This window comes from Pseudarthrobacter sp. 10T415, from assembly GCF_056394175.1.
The window spans coordinates 378,901-399,438 of record NZ_JBFTHJ010000001.1 but is presented as its reverse complement, the minus strand read 5'-3'; the positions used below and the strand labels follow the sequence as shown (position 1 = coordinate 399,438).

Here is a 20,538-nt window from a genome sequence, read left to right as displayed (position 1 = left end):
CGATTAGCATTATGGGGTGCCTAAAGCCGTAGCCGAAGAAACAGCCGTCCCCGCTTCCTTCACCGCCACCTCTGCCGACAGCCCGCAACGCCACGATCTCTCCCGACTTGTGGTCAAGGGCGCGCGTGAGCACAACCTGCGCAATGTGGACCTCGACCTGCCCCGCGACGCCATGATCGTCTTCACCGGCCTGTCCGGTTCCGGCAAATCCTCCCTCGCCTTCGACACCATCTTCGCCGAAGGCCAGCGCCGCTACGTCGAGTCCCTCTCCGCCTACGCGCGCCAGTTCCTGGGCCAGGTGGACAAGCCCGACGTCGACTTCATCGAAGGACTGTCGCCGGCGGTCTCCATCGACCAGAAGTCCACCAGCAAGAACCCCCGGTCAACGGTGGGAACCATCACCGAGATCTACGACTACATGCGCCTCCTGTGGGCACGCGTCGGCCGGCCGCACTGCCCCGTCTGTGGCGAACCCGTGGCCAAGCAGACCCCGCAGCAGATCGTGGACCAGCTGCTGGAGCTTGAGGACGGAACCCGGTTCCAGGTCCTCGCACCCGTAGTCCGGGGACGCAAGGGCGAATTCGTCGACCTCTTCAAGGAGCTCTCGGCCAAGGGGTACTCCAGGGCGCGGGTGGACGGCGACCTCATCCAGCTCAGCGACCCGCCCAAGCTCGGCAAGCAGTACAAGCACACCATCGAAGTGGTGGTGGACCGCCTGGTGGTCAAGGAAGGCATCAGCCAGCGCCTGACCGACTCCATCGAAACCGCCCTCGGCCTCGCCGAAGGCCGGGTCCTGGCCGAGTTCGTCGACCTCGACGCGGACGACGCCGGGCGCACGCGGGCCTTCTCCGAAAACCTCGCCTGCCCCAACGAGCACCCGCTGGCCATCGACGAAATCGAACCGCGGTCCTTCTCCTTCAACAACCCGTTCGGGGCCTGCGCTGCCTGCAGCGGCATCGGCACCAAGCTGGAGGTGGATGACGAGCTGATCGTCCCCAACCCCGAGCTTTCGCTGTCGGAAGGCGCCATCGCGCCCTGGTCCCTTGGCACCGCCACCACCGAGTACTGGAACCGGCTCCTGGAGGGCCTGGCCAAGGAGCTCGGGTTCTCCATGGACACCCCCTGGGAAAAGCTGGGCAAGGATGTCCGCCAGACTGTCTTGCACGGCAAGGACCACAAGGTGGTGGTGCAGTACCGCAACCGGTTCGGCCGCGAACGCAAGTACAGCACCGGCTTCGAAGGTGCCATCCAGTATGTCCACCGCAAGCACGGCGAAACCGACTCTGACTGGGCGCGCGACCGCTACGAAGAGTACATGCGCCAGATTCCCTGCCCTGCCTGCAACGGAGCACGGCTGAACCCCGCCTCACTGTCGGTGCTGATCAACGGCAAGTCCATTGCCGAAGTGGCAGCGCTGCCCATGCGTGAATGCGCGGCGTTCCTGGACAACCTTGTCCTCACCGGCCGTGAGGCGCAGATTGCCCACCAGGTGCTCAAGGAGATCCAGGCCAGGCTGACCTTCCTCCTGGATGTTGGCCTGGAGTACCTGAACCTGGAGCGTCCCTCCGCCACCCTGTCCGGCGGCGAGGCGCAGCGTATCCGCCTGGCCACCCAGATTGGCTCCGGCCTGGTGGGTGTCCTTTACGTCCTGGACGAACCCTCCATTGGCCTTCACCAGCGCGACAACCGCCGCCTGATCGACACCCTCACCAGGCTCCGCGACATGGGCAACACCCTGATCGTGGTGGAGCATGACGAGGACACCATCCATGTGGCCGACTGGATCGTCGACATTGGACCGGGCGCCGGTGAGCACGGCGGCCAGGTGGTCCACTCCGGTTCCTATAAGGAGCTCCTCGACAACACCAACTCCCTGACCGGCGACTACCTGTCCGGGCGGAAGAGCATCGAGATCCCCAAGAAGCGCCGCAAGTACGACAAGAAGCGCGAACTGAAGGTGGTCGGCGCGCGGGAGAACAACCTCACCAACGTGGACGCAACCTTCCCGCTGGGCCTGCTGACGGCCGTCACAGGTGTCAGTGGCTCCGGTAAGTCCACGCTGGTCAACGAAATCCTCTACAAGGTGCTCGCCAACAAGCTCAACGGGGCCAAGCAGGTGGCCGGGCGGCACAAGACGGTCCAGGGCCTCGAGCACCTCGACAAGGTGGTCCACGTTGACCAGAGCCCCATCGGCCGGACACCGCGTTCAAACCCCGCCACCTACACCGGTGTGTTCGATAACATCCGCAAGCTCTTCGCCGAGACCACCGAAGCGAAGGTCCGCGGCTACCTGCCAGGCCGGTTCTCCTTCAACGTCAAGGGCGGCCGCTGCGAAGCATGCTCGGGCGACGGCACCCTGAAGATCGAGATGAACTTCCTGCCGGACGTCTACGTGCCCTGCGAGGTGTGCCACGGCGCCCGGTACAACCGGGAAACCCTTGAAGTCCACTACAAGGGCAAGACCATCGCCGACGTCCTCAACATGCCCATCGAGGAAGGTGCCGAGTTCTTCGCGGCATTTTCGCCCATCGCACGGCACCTGAACACGCTGGTGGACGTCGGACTGGGCTACGTCCGCCTCGGACAGCCTGCCACCACCCTTTCCGGCGGTGAGGCGCAGCGCGTGAAGCTGGCAGCCGAGCTGCAGAAGCGGTCCAACGGCCGCAGCGTCTATGTCCTGGACGAGCCCACCACGGGCCTGCACTTCGAGGACATCCGGAAGCTGCTGCTGGTCCTGCAGGGGCTGGTGGACAAGGGCAACACGGTGATCACCATCGAGCACAACCTTGACGTCATCAAGAGTGCGGACTGGATCGTTGACCTGGGGCCCGACGGCGGCTCCGGCGGTGGGAAGATCGTGGCCACGGGTACCCCCGAGCAGGTGGCCACATCCACCACCAGCCACACCGCCGCGTTCCTGGCCGAAATCCTCGGCTGAGCTCTGCGCGGTTCCACCGGAAGTATTCCGCTGATGGAATGCGAGTTTCGGGCACCCGTAAAGGCATGAGAAACTAACCCGGTGACTTCAACAACAGTGCCCGTGATTTTTGACCTGGACGGCACTCTTGTCGATCCTGCCGGTGGGATAACTGACGGAATTTCCTCGGCCCTGACAGAGCTGGGACTTCCCGTGCCCAGGCAGGACCTGCTCGACTCCATGATTGGCCCCAAGCTCAGCGACGCCCTGCTGAACGTGGCGAAGGTTCCGGCGGACCGCCTCGACGAGGTGATCCGCCGGTACCGCGCCTACTACGCGGAGACCGGAATCGCTCAGGGGCGGCTTTACCCGGGTATCCGGGAAGTCCTGGAAACGTTCGTTGCAGCCGGCCTGCCCGTAGCCGTGGCCACGCAGAAACCGCAGGCCATCGCCCGGACCGTCCTGGCCCACCATGGCATTGACGGACTCTTCCGCGGCATCCACGGCTCCGCGGACAATGAATCCGCAGTCGACGGCGTCCCGCTCGGAAAAACGGAGATCATCGCCGCCGCCCTGAAGGACCTCGACACCCACCACGCCGTCATGGTCGGGGACCGTGCGCAGGACGTTTCGGGCGCCATTGCCCACGGCCTGGACTGCATCGGTGTGGCGTGGGGATTCGCTCCGGAGGGCGAGCTTGAGGGCGCCGGTGCCTTCACCGTCGTGTCGAATGCCGCCGAACTCGTCAACGCCGTGGAACGGCTCCAGTCCATCCACGCCTCCGCCATGAGCGAGGTGACCAACGATGGAAATGTTTGATGTAGTCCGCTGGACCACCCGCAACCTGATCTCGGGCACCTGCCGGCCCACCGTCGTCGGCCTCGAAAACGTCCCCAAGGACGGGCCCTTCATCGTTGCCCCCAACCACCTGTCTTTCTTTGACAGCGTCATTGTCCAGGCCCTCATGCCCCGCCCGGTGGCGTTCTTCGCCAAGGCAGAGTACTTCACCACCGGCGGCGTCAAAGGGAAAGTGATGAAGGCTTTCTTTGAATCCGTAGGTTCCATCCCGGTGGAACGAGGTGAGCAGGCCGCCAGCGTCCAGGCGCTCAAGACCCTGCTGGACATCCTTGAATCAGGCAAGGGAATTGGCATCTACCCGGAGGGCACCCGTTCCCGGGACGGACTCCTCTACCGGGGCCGCACGGGCGTTGGCTGGCTGGCACTGACCACCGGGGCACCCGTAGTTCCCGTGGGCCTGATCGGCACGGAGAACCTGCAGCGGGCCGGCGAAAAGGGCGTGAAGCCGCAGCACTTCACCGTGAAGGTGGGGGAGCCGCTGTACTTCGACAAGACCGGGCCTGACCACTCGCTGCCTGCACGGCGCGAAGTGACGGACCGCATCATGGACGCCATCGCCGACCTCAGCGGGCAGCAGCGCTCCACCAGCTACAACCAAAGCAAAATCGCGGAGTAGGGCGACGCACTTGCACCCGCGGCGGGCCCGCCGGGAATAAGTGCACGCTGAAAATTCGGCGGCGGCAAAGCCGGGCGGCGCGGCTCAGTAGACTGTATAGGTGGCAAATCCAGCAAGTTACAGGCCCCGGACAGGTGAAATCCCCACCAACCCGGGCGTCTACCGGTTCCGGGATCCGCACGGACGGGTCATCTACGTGGGAAAGGCCAAGAGCCTCCGCTCCCGCCTGAACTCCTACTTCGCCAACCCCGCCGGACTGCTGCCCAAGACCTTTGCCATGGTCCACGCGGCCAGCAGCGTGGAGTGGACCGTGGTGGGCAGCGAGCTCGAGTCCCTGCAGCTGGAGTACACCTGGATCAAGGAATTCAAGCCGCGCTTCAACGTGGTGTTCCGCGACGACAAGACCTACCCCTACCTGGCCGTCACCCTCGGCGAGAAATACCCCCGGGTGCAGGTGCTGCGCGGTGACAAGCGGAAAGGGACCCGCTACTTCGGGCCGTACACGGCCGGCGCCATCCGCGAAACCATGGACACCCTGCTCCGCGTCTTCCCGGTCCGCAGTTGCAGCGCCGGGGTGTTTAAACGTGCCGAGTCCAGCGGGCGCCCGTGCCTGCTGGGCTACATCGACAAGTGCTCGGCGCCCTGCGTGGGCAGGATTTCCCCGGAAGACCACAGAGCCCTTGCTGAAGACTTCTGCGCCTTCATGGGCGGCGAAGCGAAGCGGTTCACCAACAAGCTCGAAAAGCAGATGGCGGCCGCCGTGGGCAGGCTGGACTACGAACAGGCCGCCCGGCTCCGCGACGACATCACGGCCCTGCGGAAGGTCTTTGAGCGCAACGCAGTGGTGCTGGCTGAGGACACGGACGCTGATGTGTTCGCGCTCCACGAGGATGAACTCGAGGCCGCTGTGCAGGTGTTCCACGTCCGCGGCGGCAGGATCCGCGGCCAGCGCGGCTGGGTGGTGGAAAAGGTGGAGGACTTCACCACGCCGGACCTCGTGGAACACCTGCTCCAGCAGGTCTACGGCGAGGACGGCGAGACCCACGGCCGGCTGCCGCGGGAGGTGCTGGTTCCCGTGGCACCCAGCAACGCGGAGGAGCTGACGGAATGGCTCAGCGGCATCCGCGGAGCAAGGGTGGACGTCCGCGTCCCGCAGCGGGGCGACAAGGCCGCCCTGATGTCCACGGTCCGGGAGAACGCAGAGCATGCCCTGAAGCTGCACAAGACCCGCCGCGCAGGGGACCTCACCGTGAGGTCGCAGGCTCTCCAGGAACTCCAGGAAGCGCTGGACCTCCCCGTGCCGCTGCTGCGCATCGAATGCTTCGACGTCTCCCACGTCCAGGGAACCAACGTGGTGGCGTCCATGGTGGTGGTGGAGGACGGGCTGCCCAAGAAATCCGACTACCGGAAATTCTCCATCACCGGACCGGCCGCCTCCGATGACACCGCGGCCATGCACGACGTCCTCACCAGGCGCTTCCGCCACTACCTCCAGGACAAGTCCGCCCAGGTCGATGAGGCGGTCCTGGAATCCCCGGACGGGGAGGCTGCCGCAGAAGACGCGGTGCTGGACACCACCACTCCGGCGCCGAAAGCCAAGTTTGCCTACCCGCCGAACCTGGTGGTGGTGGACGGCGGGCAGCCGCAGGTCAATGCGGCCGCACGGGCCCTGGCGGACCTGGGCATCGACGACGTTTACGTGGTGGGCCTGGCCAAGCGCCTGGAGGAAGTCTGGCTGCCGGACAGCGACTTCCCGGTGATCCTTCCCCGCACCTCGCAGGGCCTGTACCTGCTGCAGCGCATCCGCGACGAGGCGCACCGGTTCGCCATTTCGTTCCACCGCCAGAAGCGCGGCAAAGCCATGACCGTTTCGGCGCTGGACGGCGTTCCGGGGCTGGGCGCCTCCAAGCGCAAGGCGCTGCTGACCCATTTCGGGTCGGTCAAGGGCGTCAAAGCGGCGACACCCGAGGAGCTCGCCCAGGCGAAGGGGATCGGTCCGGCGCTGGCCGCAGCCATCGTCAGCCACTTCTCCGGCGATGGTCCCGCAGCGGTCACAGTGCCGGCCATCAACATGACCACCGGCGAAATCATTGAAACTTAGCTAGGGTAAGTGGCGGGGTTTGCGCCGGCGCTGCCCCGCGGACCAACAACGGAAATGGGGCGGACTCAATGGCAGGCACTTCGGCGGAATCCGAGGCGGGGCAGGACGGCATGGAGCCCGTCAAACCCCTCGAAGCGGAGCTGCTGGTGGTTACCGGGATGTCCGGTGCGGGGCGCAGCACCGCCGCCGATGCACTCGAGGACCACGGCTGGTACGTCGTGGAAAACCTGCCACCCCAGATGCTGGGAACCCTTGCCGAGCTTGTCTCGCACGCCCCACAGTCCATCCCGCGGCTGGCCGTTGTCGTCGATGTCCGCAGCAAAGGCCTGTTCGCGGACATCCGTGCCACCCTGGGCGCCCTGGCCGCCAGCGGTGTCACCTTCCGGGTGCTGTTCCTGGACGCCAGCGACAACGTCCTGGTCCGCCGCTTCGAGCAGGGACGCCGGCCGCATCCGCTGCAGGGCGGGGGCCGCATCCTGGACGGTATCGCCGCCGAACGCGAGCTCCTGCAGGAACTGCGCGACAGCTCCGACGTCGTGCTGGACACCTCCGGCTACAACGTGCACGGCCTGGCCACCGCCATCACCGAACTCTTCAGCGAAACGGGCCCGGTGGCGCTGCGGCTGAACGTCATGAGCTTCGGCTTCAAATACGGCCTGCCCGTGGACTCCAACTACGTGGCCGACGTCCGGTTCATTCCCAATCCGCACTGGGTGCCGCAGCTGCGTCCGCACACGGGCCTGGACAAGGACGTGAGCGACTACGTGCTGGAGGCCGAGGGGGTCAAGAACTTCGTGGACCGCTACGTTCTGGCCCTCGAGCCGGTCCTCGATGGCTACCGGCGCGAAAACAAGCACTACGCCACCATCGCCGTGGGCTGCACGGGCGGGAAACACCGCTCCGTGGCAGTCGCCGTCGAGCTTTCCAAAAAGCTCGCGCAGTATCCCCGGGTCACCGTGACCACCACCCACCGGGATCTGGGCCGCGAGTAATGGCGCTGTTCACCGGCGCGCTGCCGCTGGTTCCCCCTGCCACGGGACCGGGCGCCGGCCCGCAGGACACCGAGCCCACCATTGTTGCGCTGGGCGGCGGCCACGGGCTCTCAGCCTCGCTGTCCGCCCTCCGCCTCCTCACCTCCAAGCTCACCGCGATCGTCACAGTGGCGGACGACGGCGGCTCATCCGGGCGCCTGCGCGAAGAGTACGGTGTCCTCCCGCCGGGAGATCTCCGGATGGCGCTCTCCGCGCTCTGCGACGACACGGACTGGGGGCGGACCTGGCGCGACGTCATGCAGCACCGGTTCCGCCCCAGCAGCGGCCCCGGCGGATCGCTCGACGAACACGCCATGGGGAACCTGCTGATCGTGACGCTCTGGGAGTTGCTGGGCGACGCCGTCGCCGGCCTGACCTGGGCCGGGGCGCTCCTGGGTGCCCGCGGCCAGGTCCTGCCCATGTCCACGGTGCCGCTCACCATCGAAGGCGACGTCCGCGTGACGGCGCCGGACGGGGGATCGGTGCTGCAGACGGTCCACGGCCAGGCCCGCTGCGCCGTGGCAGGATCGCTGGAAAACGTCCGTTTGCTCCCGGAGTCGGCACCCGCCTGCACGGAAGCGCTGACCGCCATCGAGCTTGCTGACTGGGTCATCCTGGGCCCGGGCTCCTGGTACACCTCGGTGCTGCCCCACCTGCTGTTGCCGGAGATGCGCCAGGCGTTGTGCAACACTCCCGCCAAACGCTGCCTGACCATGAACCTCGCCACGGACACCAAGGAAACCTCGGGCATGACGGCCGCGGACCACCTGCACGTCCTGCGCCGCTACGCCCCCGGATTCAACGTTGACGTTGTCCTGGCCGATCCTGCCTCCGTCCCCGACCGCCAGGAGTTCGAGAAGGCCGCCGCGATGATCGGCGCCGAGGTGGTCTTGGGTAAAGTAGGGGCGTCGGGACGCCGTCCCGTCCATGACCCCCTGCGGCTGGCCACGGCGTACCAGGACATTTTTGGGAACAGTTAGGAAGGTGCCATGGCACTGACAGCATCGGTCAAAGAAGAACTGTCCCGTCTGGACATTAAGAAGTCGTCCGTCCGCAAGGCTGAGGTCTCCGCGATGCTCCGTTTCGCGGGCGGCCTGCACATCATTTCCGGCCGGATCGTCATCGAGGCAGAGGTGGACCTTGCATCCACGGCGCGGCGCCTCCGGGCAGCCATCGCAGAGGTCTACGGGCACCAGAGCGAAATCATCGTGGTGTCCGCCGGCGGGCTCCGCAGGGCCAGCAGGTACGTGGTCAGGGTAGTGCGCGACGGCGAGGCGCTGGCCCGCCAGACCGGCCTCCTGGACGGCCGCGGACGCCCCGTCCGGGGGCTGCCGTCCGCCGTCGTCAACGGCTCCGCGGCGGATGCCGAAGCAGTGTGGCGGGGTGCGTTCCTGGCCCACGGCTCGTTGACCGAACCCGGCCGCTCGTCGTCGCTCGAAGTGACCTGCCCCGGGCCTGAATCCGCCCTGGCACTGGTCGGTGCCGCCCGCCGCCTCGACATCCAGGCCAAGGCGCGCGAGGTGCGCGGCGTGGACCGGGTGGTAATCCGCGACGGCGACACCATCGCCGCGCTCCTGACCCGCATGGGCGCGCACGACGCACTCATGGTCTGGGAAGAGCGCCGGATGCGCAAGGAGGTCCGCGCCACCGCCAACCGCCTCGCCAATTTCGATGATGCCAACCTCCGCCGCTCGGCGCAGGCCGCCGTCGCTGCCGGCGCCCGCGTGGACCGCGCCCTGGAAATCCTTGGCGACGACGTCCCGGATCACCTGAAGTACGCCGGCGAACTGCGCGTGGCCCACAAACAGGCCAGCCTGGACGAACTCGGCAGGCTTGCCGATCCTGTGATGACCAAGGACGCCATCGCCGGCCGGATCCGCCGGCTCCTGGCGATGGCGGACAAGCGGGCCCTTGACCTGGGGATTCCCGGCACCGACGCCAATGTGACGCCCGAAATGCTCGACGAGTAGCGGGCCCCTAGAATCAAAAATAATTCCGGGCGCCAGACGTCCGGATGCATAATCCGAGAGTCACCAACCGGACCGAAAGTCCACGATATTGGAGGATTTTGTGACTGAGTACGTATTGCCCGAACTCAAGTACGACTACGCCGCCCTTGAGCCGCACATCTCTGCGCGCATCATGGAGCTGCACCACAGCAAGCACCACGCAGCTTATGTTGCAGGCGCCAACAACGCGCTGGCCCAGCTGGCAGAGGCACGGGAGAAGGGCGATTTCGCCAACATCAACCGGCTCTCCAAGGACCTCGCTTTCCACACCGGCGGACACGTCAACCACTCGGTCTTCTGGAACAACCTTTCCCCGGACGGCGGCGACAAGCCCGAGGGTGAACTGGCTGCAGCCATCGATGACGCGTTCGGTTCCTTCGACGCCTTCCGCGCCCAGTTCTCCGCAGCCGCCCTCGGCCTGCAGGGTTCGGGCTGGGGCTTCCTGGCCTACGAGCCCATCGGTGGAAACCTGGTCATCGAGCAGCTGTACGACCAGCAGGGCAACGTGGCGCTGGGCACCACGCCGCTGCTCATGCTGGACATGTGGGAGCACGCCTTCTACCTGGACTACGTGAACGTCAAGGCCGACTACGTCAAGGCATTCTGGAACATCGTGAACTGGGCCGACGTCGCCAAGCGCTTTGACGCCGCCCGCAGCAACGCAACCGGGCTCATCACCCTCCCGTAACCTGCAGCACACATGCTTGTTACAAACTTCACATTCGGACTTAATAAGGCCGCCATGTGGACTGGCCGCCCCCGCACTTGCGGGGGCGGACCCAGTTAAACGTAAGATAGGTCACGGAAGGCGGTTAGCCTTCAGCAATGAGGCTGGTCGCCCTCCGTCTGTAAATCATCTCTGCCCAATGGCGTGCGGGATCTGTTAGTTGGCTTGAACGCCCGCTCAACTAGTAGTGCTTGCTTCAAGCACCAAGGAGACTGAAAAGTGACGACCCGTATTGGTATCAACGGCTTCGGCCGTATTGGCCGCAACTACTTCCGCGCAGCACTCGCCCAGGGTGCGGACCTCGAAATCGTTGCCGTCAACGACCTCACCAGCCCCGAGGCGCTGGCCCACCTGTTCAAGTACGACTCCGTGGGCGGACGCCTGAAGGAAACCATCGAGGTCAAGGACGGCAACATCGTCGTCAACGGCAACGTCATCAAGGTCCTGGCCGAGCGTGACCCCGCCAACCTGCCGTGGGGCGAGCTGGGCGTGGACATCGTCATCGAGTCCACCGGCTTCTTCACCAAGGCTGCCGCCGCGCAGAAGCACATTGATGCCGGCGCCAAGAAGGTCCTCATCTCCGCCCCGGCGTCCGATGAAGACATCACGATCGTTATGGGCGTGAACCACGGCCTGTACGACAACGCGACGCACCACATCATCTCGAACGCTTCCTGCACCACCAACTGCCTGGGCCCGCTGGCCAAGGTCATCAACGACGAGTTCGGCATCGAACGCGGCCTGATGACCACCGTGCACGCCTACACCGCAGACCAGAACCTGCAGGACGGCCCCCACAGCGACCTCCGCCGTGCCCGTGCCGCAGCCATCAACATGGTCCCCACCTCCACGGGTGCTGCCAAGGCCATCGGCCTGGTTCTCCCGGAGCTCAAGGGCAAGCTGGACGGCTACGCCATCCGCGTCCCCGTCCCCACCGGTTCCGCCACTGACCTCACCGTGACGGTCGGCCGCGAAACCACCGTCGAGGAAGTCAACGCTGCCCTCAAGCGCGCTTCCGAGTCCGACGAACTGCAGGGCTTCCTGACCTACACGGAAGAGCCCATCGTCTCCTCGGACATCGTTGGCGACCCCGCATCCTCGATCTTCGACTCCGGGCTGACCAAGGTCATCGGCAACCAGGTCAAGGTTGTTTCCTGGTATGACAACGAATGGGGCTACTCAAACCGCCTCGTCGACCTCACGGAGCTTGTCGCGTCCAAGCTGGGCTAGGGTTAGACGCATGACATCCCACACCCTCAACGAACTGATCGCTGAAGGTGTCCGCGGGCGGTACATTCTGGTCCGAAGCGACCTGAATGTGCCGCTCGACGGCTCTACAGTCACTGACGACGGCCGCATCAAGGCCTCCCTCCCAGTGCTGGCAAAGCTCACGGACGCCGGTGCCCGCGTGCTGGTAACAGCCCACCTCGGACGCCCGAAGGGCGCCCCCGAGGATAAGTACTCCCTCCGCCCCGCCGTGAACCGCCTCGCGGAACTGGCGGGCTTCAAGGTCACCCTCGCCGCCGACACCGTCGGTGACTCTGCCAGGGAAGCAGCAGCTTCCCTGCAGGACGGCGAAGCCCTGGTCCTGGAGAACGTCCGCTTCGACGCCCGCGAAACCAGCAAGGACGACGCCGAGCGCGGCGCCTTCGCTGACGAGCTCGTGGCGCTGACCGGCGGGAACGGCGCGTACGTGGATGACGCCTTCGGTGCTGTCCACCGCAAGCACGCAAGCGTCTACGACGTCGCGTCCCGGCTGCCGTCCTACCAGGGCGACCTGGTGCACACCGAGGTGGAGGTCCTGCGCAAGCTCACGGCCGACACCCAGCGTCCCTACGTGGTGGTCCTGGGCGGATCGAAGGTCTCGGACAAGCTCGCCGTGATCGATAACCTGCTCGGCAAGGCAGACACCATCCTGGTGGGCGGCGGCATGCTGTTCACGTTCCTCGCTGCGGCGGGGCACAAGGTGGCCGCCAGCCTGCTCGAACAGGACCAGATCGGCGTTGTCCAGGACTACCTGAAGCGCGCTTCGGATGCCGGCACCGAGTTCGTGATTCCCACGGACGTTGTGGTGGCGGAGAAGTTCGCTGCCGACGCCGCGCACGAAACGGTTGCCGCGGACGCCATCGAGGGCAGCAGCTTCGGTGCCAACGGCATCGGGCTGGACATCGGTCCCGACTCGGCAGCTGCTTTCGCGGACCGGATCAAGGGCGCACGGACGGTGTTCTGGAACGGACCCATGGGAGTCTTCGAATTCGAAGCCTTCTCCGCCGGAACCCGTGCCATCGCCCAGGCCCTGACCGAAACGGAAGCGTTCACCGTGGTGGGCGGCGGCGACTCCGCTGCCGCTGTTCGCACCCTCGGCTTCGCCGACGACCAGTTCGGGCACATTTCCACCGGCGGTGGCGCCAGCCTGGAGTACCTTGAGGGCAAGGAACTCCCGGGCCTGAGCATTCTGGACCGGTAGAACCAACCGCCGGGAGCAGCAACGCTCCTGTCCTTCGGCCGGCAGGTTGCCCGCGGCAGCCTGCCGGCCGCACACTTTACAAGACCATTTTGGAGAACACGTGACAACGTCTACGAACGGCGCCTTCGACCGTAAGCCCTTCATCGCCGGCAACTGGAAGATGAACATGGACCACGTGCAGGGCATCACCCTCCTGCAGAAGCTGGCCTGGACACTCTCGGACGCCAAGCACGACTACAGCCGCGTCGAGGTTGCAGTATTCCCGCCCTTCACGGACCTCCGCGGTGTCCAGACCCTGGTCCAGGGCGACGACCTGGATGTGGCCTACGGCGGCCAGGACCTCTCCCAGTTCGACTCCGGCGCTTACACCGGTGACATCTCCGGGCAGTTCCTGAGCAAGCTGGGCTGCAAGTACGTGCTGGTGGGCCACAGCGAACGCCGTACCATCCACAACGAGTCGGACGACGTCCTGAACGCCAAGACCAAGGCCGCCTTCAAGCACGGCGTCACCCCTGTCCTCTGCGTCGGTGAGGGCTTGGAGATCCGCCAGGCCGGCACGCACGTCAACCACACCCTGGACCAGCTTCGCGCCGGCGTGGCAGGCCTGACCGACGAGCAGGCGGCAGAGCTCGTGGTTGCCTACGAACCCGTATGGGCCATCGGAACGGGCGAGGTTGCCGGACCGGAGGACGCGCAGGAGATGTGCGCCGCCATCCGGGCCGAGCTGGAGAAACTGTTCGGCGCGGACGTTGCTGCCAAGACCCGGCTGCTCTACGGCGGCTCGGTCAAGGCCAACAACGCGGCAGCCATCCTGAAGGAGCGCGACGTTGACGGCGTGCTTGTGGGTGGCGCCAGCCTGGACCCGGCTGAGTTTGCTAATATTGTCAGGTTCGAGAGTCACCTGGTGACGGACTAGTCCGTCCCGGCGCACGCACTCCCGCCCCACTAACTTCCTGAAAGGCCGTCGTGGACGTTCTTCATGTCATCCTGCAGATCCTCCTGGGCATCACCAGCCTCCTGCTGACGCTGCTCATCCTCCTTCACAAAGGACGTGGCGGCGGGCTGTCGGATATGTTCGGCGGCGGCATGAGCTCAGGACTCAGCTCATCCGGTGTGGCTGAGCGCAACCTCAACAGGTTCACCATCATCCTCGGCGTGACCTGGGGAATCGTCATCATCGCCCTGGGCCTGATCATGCGGTTCAGCGGCGCCGGGGACTCCTGACCCCTAACTTCAAACACTGGCATGCCGCTGGGCCCTCCCGCCCCGCGCGCCTGCGAACTAAACTGTGGCTGTCGGCTTCCGACAGCCACAGTTTTGTTTTAACCGGCAGAACCAGTCATCCCGAGGCAGGAGTTCCAATGGTCCATCCAGTGTCAGGTTTCCGCGGTACGCGGGCTGGGGTGACAGCGGGGACGGGCTCAAGCCTCCAAGGCGGCGCCGACCACGGCAGCCCGCTGCCCAGGATCCGGGTTTCGTACTGGTGTGCAAAGGGGCACGTCACGGAGCCTGTTTTCCTGCAGCTCCCTGACGTCCAGATCCCGGCCGTCTGGGACTGCCGGCGCTGCGGAGCGCTGGCATCCAGGGACGGTTCCGAGGCCGCCGGCACGGAGGCCCTCGACGACGGCTACAAAACGCACCTCGAGTACGTTAAAGAGCGGCGCTCCGACCAGGACGCCGAAGACGTGCTGGCCGGAGCGCTGGAACGGTTACGCGCCCGCGGCGTCCTTCCGGACGAGCTGCTGCGGGACCCGTGAGGCCGCATTCTCGTCGATGAGCCACAAGGTCCGGGACGTTCCCCGCGGCCCCGCCGCGGGGACCTGGACCGGGGTGGCCCCTGCGAGGGCCAGGCCAACGGCACCGGCCTTATCCTCGCCGGCCACCACCATCCAGACCTCAGCGGCAGTGTTGATAGCCGGCAGCGTCAGCGAAATCCTCTGCGGCGGCGGCTTTGGGGAATTGCGCACCCCCACCACCGTGCGTTCCTTCTCGCGGATGCCGGCCTGTTCGGGGAAGAGCGACGCAACGTGCGCGTCGGGACCCACACCCAGCAGGACGACATCAAGCCGGGGAAGGACCCCGGGCTCTTCCGGACGGTCGTCGGACATGTCGGCGGCATGTTCGGCGGCTGCCGCTTCACGGAGCCGACGCGCATAATCATCAGCCGCCTCTTCAGGCGTTTCGAAGTCGTCCGAGGAACCGGGTTCGTGGATGCGCTCCGGATCCACGGGAATGTGCTTCAGCAGGGCGTCGTGCGCCTGCCTGGTGTTCCGGTCGCCGTCGGCAGATCCCACGAACCGCTCGTCGCCCCACCAGAAATTCACCTTTGACCAGTCGACGGCCGGAGCCGCCGGAGAGTCTGCAACAGCCTTCAGCGTGCCGATGCCCACCGTGCCGCCGGTCAGGACAACGGTGGCCTCACCGTGTTTGTCCTGGACATCGACGAGCTTGGTGATCAGGCGTGCCGCGATGGCAGCCATCAGCACGGACGAATCGGGATGAATGCTTACTCTTGGGTCAACGCTCACTGGGCCGGACGCTCCTTAGGTTTGTACGTGGCAGTCCAATAGTAATCACTTCGCCGAACACCTCATCCGGGTCGAGCCGGCGCAGTTCTTCGGCGAGGCAGTCGCGGAGGCTGCGGCGCGGGAGGGAGATCCGCTGGGCAGGCTGACCGGGCTGGGTGAGTTCCGCCACCGAGAGCCCGGGTCGGAACAGCTGGACGTCACCGCCGGGCCGGGTGAGCCGGACCCGGCGGATGCCGGTTCCTGCCGGATCCGCCACGATGGTGACGGGGGCGTCCAGGGTGAGGGTCAGCCAGGCAGCCAGCAGGATGGTGCTGGGCGAGTCCGAGGCACCTTCCACAGCCACAGCCGTGACGGGGGAGGAATCCGCTTCGTCGAGGGCCGCAGCGAGCTGGATGCGCCAGTTGGTCAGCCTCGTCCAGGCGAGGTCGGTGTCACCGGCTTTGTAGGTGCCATGGATCCGTTCGAGGGCCGCCTGGGGATCGGGTTCGTTCGCGGAGTCCGTGATCCGGCGGTGCGCGATGGCGCCGATGGAGGTTTCGCAGGCATTCTCCGGAGCACCGTGCGGCCACCAGGCCACAATCGGCGCGTCCGGGAGCAGCAGCGCCGCGACGAGCGACTCGCTTTCGTGGGCGAGCTGGCCGTAGCCGCGCAGCACGATCACCTCCGAGGCGCCGGCGTCGCCGCCAACCCGGATCTGGGCGTCCAACCGGTCACCAGCGTCCTTTCCGGCGTCGGCGAGGACAATGATCCGGCAGGGGTGTTCCCGGCTGGCGTCGTTTGCAGCCTCAATAGCTTCCTCTTCGAGGCCGGACTTCGTCACTACCACGAGGGTCAGGACCCGGCCCAGGGCGATCACGCCGCCCTGTTCCCGCAGGGCCATGAGTTTCTTGGACACCTTCGAGGTGGTGGTGTCCGGCAAATCGACAATCATGGCCTTCTCCAGGTTCGTCCGTCACGGGCCAGCAGCTCATCAGCCGAGGCAGGGCCCCAGGATCCCGGGGCGTAAGGTTCGGGCTGTTCGTCCAGCTGCGCCCAGTATTCCTCGAACGGGTCAAGGATCTTCCAGGACAGTTCCACTTCCTCATGCCGGGGGAACAGCGGCGGTTCACCTAGGAGCACGTCCAGGATCAGGCGCTCGTACGCCTCGGGCGAGGACTCGGTAAACGAGTGGCCGTAGCCGAAGTCCATCGTCACATCCCGGACTTCCATCTGGGTGCCCGGGACCTTCGAACCGAACCGGATGGTGACGCCCTCATCAGGCTGGACGCGGATGACCACCGCGTTCTGCCCGAAGTCGTCCTCACCGTGGTCACGGAACAGCAGGTTGGGAGCGCGCTTGAAGACCACGGCAATCTCCGTGACCCGCCTGCCCAGGCGTTTGCCGGCACGCAGGTAGAACGGGACTCCTGACCAGCGGCGCGTGTGGATGTCCACCCGCACGGCGGCGTAGGTCTCCGTGGTGGAGTCCGCGGGGATCCCCTCTTCCTCCAGGTAGCCCTGGACCTGCTCGCCGCCTTGCCAGCCGCCGGAGAACTGCCCCCGCGCAGAATGCGTGGACAGGTCCTCCGGGAGCTTGACCGCTGCCAGGACCTTTTCCTTCTCCGCGCGCAGGTCATCGGCGTTGAAGGAAATGGGCTCCTCCATCGCCGTCAGCGCCAGCAGTTGGAGCAGGTGGTTCTGGATGACGTCGCGGGCTGCACCCACGCCGTCGTAGTACCCGGCACGGCCACCGGTACCAATGTCCTCCGCCATGGTGATCTGGACGTGGTCCACATAGTTCGCGTTCCACAGCGGCTCGAACAGCTGGTTGGCGAAACGCAGCGCCAGGATGTTCTGGACCGTTTCCTTACCCAGGTAATGGTCGATCCGGAACACCGCATCCGGCGGGAAAACCGATTCGACAATGTCGTTCAGCTGCCGCGCGGACTGGAGGTCGTGGCCGAACGGCTTTTCGATGACCACGCGCCGCCACTTGTCGCCGTCGGCCTGTGCCAGGCCATGCTTGGAGAGCTGCCGGCAGACCTGTTCAAAGGCCTTCGGCGGGATCGACAGATAGAACGCGTGGTTCCCGCGGGTGCCGCGGACATCATCGAGTTCCTTGATGGTCTCGCCGAGCCGCTCAAACGCAGCGTCATCGTCGAATTCACCCTGGACGAACCGGATGCCCTCGGAGAGCTGGTTCCAGACCGCCTCATCGAACGGGGTCCGTGCGTGGGCCTGGACGGAGGCCTTCACCTCAGCGGCAAAGTCTTCCTTGTCCCACTCACGGCGGGCGAACCCGACCAGCGCGAAACTCGGCGGCAGCAGCCCCCGGTTGGCGAGGTCGTACACAGCCGGCATCAGTTTCTTCCGGGCGAGGTCGCCGGTAACCCCGAAGAGCACCAGCGACGACGGACCGGCAATCCGGTTCAACCGGCGGTCACGCGGATCCCGCAGGGGATTCCGGCCGGACTTTCCGGAACGTGTTCCGGAAGTCCTGCCGTATTCAGTTTCTGGCATGTTGCTTGTGCGCCTTAGCTTTCGGTAGCGGATGCCCGGGCAGACAGTGCAGAAACGATGTCCTGCAGCTGTGCCACGCCGGCGGCTCGGTTGGTCAGGTGCAGCCGGAGCACGGGGCGGCCGTGCTCCTCGAGGACCTGGGCATCACCGGCGGCCTGGGCGGAAATCAGTTTGCCGAAGGTGAAGGGACGCTCGGGGATGGCGAGGTCCTCCGTGGACTCAGCCGTCACCTGGAGGAACACGCCGATGGCGGGGCCGCCCTTGTGGAACTGGCCCGTCGAGTGCAGGAACCGGGGACCCCACCCAAACGTCACGGGGCGTCCCGTCACCGCCGCGAACTCATCGCGGACGCCTTCAAGCTGCGCGAACGCCAGCCGGTCGAAGTAGGCCTGGACGCTGAGGTAGCTGTCCGGCTGGAGGGTGTCCAGCAGTGCGCTGACAGCTTCTGCGGCCGTTGATGCGTCGCCGAGCCATTCCCCGCCGCGGACTTCGATGGAACCATCGACGAACGCTGCCGGAGTGGGTTCGGGCTGCGCGTCCAGCAGGCCGCGGGCCGCAACCTTGGCGGCTTCCACGTCAGGCTGGTCGAACGGATTGATGCCCAGGAGCCTGCCGGCCACTGCGGTGGCGAACTCCCAGACCATCATCTGGGCGGCGAGGCCGCCGGCGATGGCAACTTCGTTTTCACCAAGTTCGACGTCGGCATCCGCGGCCACGAGGCGGACCACGAGGACATCCTTCGCGCCGGAGTTGACCTCGGGGGAGTCGGGACCTGCCACAACGGGCAGCACTCCGGTGCCGAGCTTGCCGGTGGATTCGGCGATGAGCTGCTCAGCCCAGTCGGCGAAGCCCACGATGCCGGACCCGTCTTCGGCGATGACGATCTTGTTGCGCAGCGGGCTGGTACCGCCCAGTGCGGTGCCGAGGGCCAGGCCGATGTTCTCGGGGGCGTCGTCGTTCAGGACCTCTGCAGCTTCGTCAGCCTCGTCCAGGAACGCCTGGATGTCCACGCCGGCCAGGCCGGAAGGCACCAGGCCAAACGCGGTCAGTGCAGAGAAGCGGCCGCCAACGTTGGGGTCGGCGTTGAATACGGCGCGGTAGCCGGCTTCACGGGAGGCCTTGTCCAGGGGCGAACCGGGATCGGTGACGATGATGATCCGGCTGTTGGCGTCGATGCCGGCGTCGTTGAACGCCTTCTCGAAGACGCGCCGCTGGGAGTCGGTTTCAACGGTGGAACCCGACTTGGAGGAGACCACGATGGCGGTCTCGGCCAGACGGTCCGCCAGGGCAGCACGGACCTGGTCAGGGTCTGTGCTGTCCAGCACAGTCAGCTCGACGCCGGCGGTGCCGGCGATGACCTCGGGGGCCAGCGAGGATCCGCCCATGCCGCACAGGGCAATACGGGTGACTCCCTCGGCCCGGAGGGCGTCGCGCAGTTCCAGGATGTCCTTCACCAGCGGCTGGGAGACCGTTGCAGCCTCGACCCAGCCGAGGCGGATTGCGGACTCCGGCTCAGCGTCGGGACCCCAGAGGGTATGGTCCTTCGCAAAGATCCGGCTGGCAATCCTGTCCTCGACGAGGGCGGGAAGGTGCTGTTCGAGTGCCTGCTGCGCGGCACCGGTGGCTTCGTAGCTGAGTGTGCTCATGGGTGGTTAGGAGGCCTTCCGTGCAGAGGCGAGGGCGCCTTCGACATCGGCCAGCAGTTCCTTCCAGCTGGCCACGAACTTATCGAGGCCCTCGGATTCCAGGAGGGCAACGACTTCGTTGTAGGAGACGCCGAGCTTTTCGAGCGCATCCAGGGTGGCGTTGGCGTCGGCGTAGGTGCCGGAAACGGTGTCACCCGTGACCACGCCGTGATCGAAGGTGGCGTCCAGGGTCTTTTCCGGCATGGTGTTCACGACGCCGGGAGCAACCAGTTCGGTCACGTAGAGGGTGTCCGGGTAGGCCGGGTCCTTCACGCCGGTGGAGGCCCACAGCGGACGCTGGGGGAGCGCGCCGGCTTCGGCGAGGAGCGCCCAGCGTTCGGTGGCGAAGAGTTCCTCGTACACCTGGTAGGCGAGGCGGGCGTTGGCCAGGCCGGCCTTGCCCTTGAGGGCCTTGGCTTCGTCCGTACCGATCTTGTCGAGGCGCTTGTCGATTTCGCTGTCCACGCGGGAGACGAAGAAGGATGCCACGGAGTGGATCTTCGAGAGGTCGTGCCCGTTCTCCTTCGCCTGCTCCAGGCCTGCCTGGAAGGCGTTGATGACCGCGCGGTAGCGCTCGAGGGAGAAGATGAGGGTCACGTTGACGCTGATGCCCTCTGCCAGTGTGGCGGTGATGGCTTCCAGGCCCTCGATCGTGGCCGGGATCTTGATCAGGACGTTGTCCTTGTTGACCTTCTTGTAAAGGTGCTTGGCCTCGGTGATGGTGCCGTTGGTGTCCCAGGCGAGGCGGGGGTCCACCTCGATGGAGACGCGGCCGTCAACACCCTTGGTGGCTGCCGCCACGGGGGCGAACAGGTCACAGGCGTCGGCGACGTCGGTGGTGGTGATCTCGAAGATCGTCTCCTCCACGCTGGCGCCGGCTGCTGCCTTGGCAGCGATGGTGGCGTCGTAGTCCGTGCCGGCGGTGATCGCGGCGTGGAAGATGGACGGGTTGGTGGTTACGCCAACCACGTTCTTTTCTTCGATGAGCTTGCGGAGGGTGCCGGTGTCGAGGCGTCCGCGGGACAGGTCATCGAGCCAGATGGAAACTCCGGCTTCGGAGAGCTGCTGGGTGGGAGTAGTCATGGTGGTTATCTCCTGGA

The 20,538-nt window shown here is 65.9% G+C and carries 18 protein-coding genes; 13 read left to right on the top strand and 5 right to left on the bottom strand.

Annotation, left to right across the window (positions count from 1 at the left end):
- The first annotated feature begins 16 nt into the window (after window positions 1-16).
- From uvrA to AC1DBN_RS01830, 13 genes are all read left to right on the top strand, one after another.
- Window positions 17-2,938 (top strand): excinuclease ABC subunit UvrA, encoded by a 2,922-nt coding sequence (gene uvrA, locus AC1DBN_RS01890; protein ID WP_091720073.1) that lies wholly within the window; start codon window positions 17-19, stop codon window positions 2,936-2,938.
- An 81-nt stretch (window positions 2,939-3,019) separates the two neighbouring features.
- A complete protein-coding gene (locus AC1DBN_RS01885) occupies window positions 3,020-3,736 on the top strand; it encodes an HAD hydrolase-like protein (protein ID WP_477722488.1) in 717 nt (238 codons plus the stop codon).
- A complete protein-coding gene (locus tag AC1DBN_RS01880; RefSeq protein WP_091720078.1) occupies window positions 3,723-4,391 on the top strand; it encodes a lysophospholipid acyltransferase family protein in 669 nt (222 codons plus the stop codon). Before AC1DBN_RS01885 ends, AC1DBN_RS01880 begins: the two co-directional genes overlap by 14 nt.
- A gap of 100 nt (window positions 4,392-4,491) precedes the next feature.
- Window positions 4,492-6,492 carry an excinuclease ABC subunit UvrC gene (gene uvrC, locus AC1DBN_RS01875; protein WP_091720080.1) on the top strand — a complete coding sequence of 667 codons (2,001 nt, stop codon included), beginning with the start codon at window positions 4,492-4,494 and terminating at the stop codon, window positions 6,490-6,492.
- 68 nt (window positions 6,493-6,560) lie between these two features.
- Window positions 6,561-7,484, top strand: coding sequence for an RNase adapter RapZ (rapZ, locus tag AC1DBN_RS01870; RefSeq protein WP_091720083.1), 924 nt, complete (start codon window positions 6,561-6,563; stop codon window positions 7,482-7,484).
- Window positions 7,484-8,503, top strand: coding sequence for a gluconeogenesis factor YvcK family protein (locus AC1DBN_RS01865; protein ID WP_091720086.1), 1,020 nt, complete (start codon window positions 7,484-7,486; stop codon window positions 8,501-8,503). Before rapZ ends, AC1DBN_RS01865 begins: the two co-directional genes overlap by 1 nt.
- Window positions 8,504-8,512: 9 nt before the next feature.
- Window positions 8,513-9,493, top strand: a complete 981-nt coding sequence (gene whiA, locus AC1DBN_RS01860; protein WP_015937022.1) for a DNA-binding protein WhiA — start codon at window positions 8,513-8,515, stop codon at window positions 9,491-9,493.
- Between the two features lie 100 nt (window positions 9,494-9,593).
- The gene (locus tag AC1DBN_RS01855; RefSeq protein WP_015937023.1) at window positions 9,594-10,220 is read left to right on the top strand and encodes a superoxide dismutase; all 627 of its coding nucleotides are present in this window, start codon (window positions 9,594-9,596) and stop codon (window positions 10,218-10,220) included.
- Window positions 10,221-10,478: 258 nt separating this feature from the next.
- On the top strand, window positions 10,479-11,489 hold the full coding sequence (gap, locus tag AC1DBN_RS01850; RefSeq protein ID WP_091720090.1) for a type I glyceraldehyde-3-phosphate dehydrogenase: 1,011 nt from the start codon (window positions 10,479-10,481) through the stop codon (window positions 11,487-11,489).
- 10 nt (window positions 11,490-11,499) lie between these two features.
- Window positions 11,500-12,726, top strand: a complete 1,227-nt coding sequence (locus AC1DBN_RS01845) for a phosphoglycerate kinase (RefSeq protein ID WP_091720093.1) — start codon at window positions 11,500-11,502, stop codon at window positions 12,724-12,726.
- A gap of 100 nt (window positions 12,727-12,826) precedes the next feature.
- Window positions 12,827-13,642, top strand: coding sequence for a triose-phosphate isomerase (gene tpiA, locus AC1DBN_RS01840; protein ID WP_091720095.1), 816 nt, complete (start codon window positions 12,827-12,829; stop codon window positions 13,640-13,642).
- 50 nt (window positions 13,643-13,692) lie between these two features.
- Complete coding sequence (secG, locus tag AC1DBN_RS01835; RefSeq protein WP_015937027.1) at window positions 13,693-13,950, top strand: preprotein translocase subunit SecG; 258 nt, start codon at window positions 13,693-13,695, stop codon at window positions 13,948-13,950.
- A 137-nt stretch (window positions 13,951-14,087) separates the two neighbouring features.
- The gene (locus tag AC1DBN_RS01830; RefSeq protein ID WP_091720098.1) at window positions 14,088-14,483 is read left to right on the top strand and encodes an RNA polymerase-binding protein RbpA; all 396 of its coding nucleotides are present in this window, start codon (window positions 14,088-14,090) and stop codon (window positions 14,481-14,483) included.
- Here AC1DBN_RS01830 and pgl read toward each other — a convergent pair.
- Genes pgl through tal form a run of 5 tightly spaced genes read right to left on the bottom strand, consistent with a single transcriptional unit; the run spans window position 14,436 to window position 20,521 of the window.
- Complete coding sequence (pgl, locus tag AC1DBN_RS01825) at window positions 14,436-15,254, bottom strand: 6-phosphogluconolactonase (protein WP_091720101.1); 819 nt, start codon at window positions 15,252-15,254, stop codon at window positions 14,436-14,438. The two genes, AC1DBN_RS01830 and pgl, sit on opposite strands and share 48 nt — an antisense overlap.
- A complete protein-coding gene (locus tag AC1DBN_RS01820; protein ID WP_015937030.1) occupies window positions 15,244-16,185 on the bottom strand; it encodes a glucose-6-phosphate dehydrogenase assembly protein OpcA in 942 nt (313 codons plus the stop codon). The genes pgl and AC1DBN_RS01820 overlap by 11 nt, the downstream gene beginning before the upstream one ends.
- On the bottom strand, window positions 16,182-17,753 hold the full coding sequence (gene zwf, locus AC1DBN_RS01815) for a glucose-6-phosphate dehydrogenase (RefSeq protein WP_056078980.1): 1,572 nt from the start codon (window positions 17,751-17,753) through the stop codon (window positions 16,182-16,184). The genes AC1DBN_RS01820 and zwf overlap by 4 nt, the downstream gene beginning before the upstream one ends.
- Before the next feature lie 14 nt (window positions 17,754-17,767).
- Complete coding sequence (locus AC1DBN_RS01810; RefSeq protein WP_477722487.1) at window positions 17,768-19,399, bottom strand: glucose-6-phosphate isomerase; 1,632 nt, start codon at window positions 19,397-19,399, stop codon at window positions 17,768-17,770.
- A 6-nt stretch (window positions 19,400-19,405) separates the two neighbouring features.
- Window positions 19,406-20,521 (bottom strand): transaldolase, encoded by a 1,116-nt coding sequence (gene tal / locus AC1DBN_RS01805; protein ID WP_091720114.1) that lies wholly within the window; start codon window positions 20,519-20,521, stop codon window positions 19,406-19,408.
- Window positions 20,522-20,538: the final 17 nt, after the last annotated feature.